Raw genomic sequence first — 584 nt, 5'->3', positions numbered from 1 at the left:
GCGGCGTAGTCGTGGTACATCACGCCCGCATACACACCGGTCGCCGAACCCTTCAACGACACCGGATCAATACCCGCCCGCTCCAACACCTCCCACGACGCCTCCAACAACAACCGCTGCTGCGGATCAGTCGCCAACGCCTCCCGCGGATTCACCCCAAAGAACCCCGCATCAAACCGATCCGCGTCATACAAAAACGCACCCTCACGCGCATAACTCGTCCCCGGATGATCCGGATCCGGATGAAACAACCCCTCCACATCCCAACCCCGCGACACCGGAAACCCCCCCAACACCTCACGACCACCCACCACCACATCCCACAACCCCTCAGGCGACACCGCACCACCCGGAAAACGACAAGCCATCCCCACAATCGCCACCGGCTCATCCGACCCCACCACATCCAAAACCCGCGACACACCCACCGACACCCCACCCAACCGCGACACCACAAACCCCGCCAACACCCGCGGCGTCGGATAATCAAACACCAACGTCGCCGGCAACCTCACCCCACTCACCACCGACAACCGATTACGCAACTCCACCGCAGTCAACGAATCAAAACCCAACTCCTTGAA

Annotated in this window: 1 protein-coding gene; it reads right to left on the bottom strand. The window is 61.5% G+C overall.

Features of this window, described 5'->3' with window-relative positions; translation table 11 throughout:
• Positions 1-584 (bottom strand): acyl carrier protein (locus AAHZ94_RS34875; protein WP_349997663.1); only part of this gene is annotated, 584 nt, incomplete at both ends.

Origin of the sequence: Streptomyces sp. HSW2009 (genome assembly GCF_040240285.1) — a bacterium.
Lineage (GTDB): Bacteria > Actinomycetota > Actinomycetes > Streptomycetales > Streptomycetaceae > Streptomyces.
The sequence above is the reverse complement of the archived record's forward strand: the minus strand, read 5'-3'. Positions and strand labels throughout refer to the sequence as shown.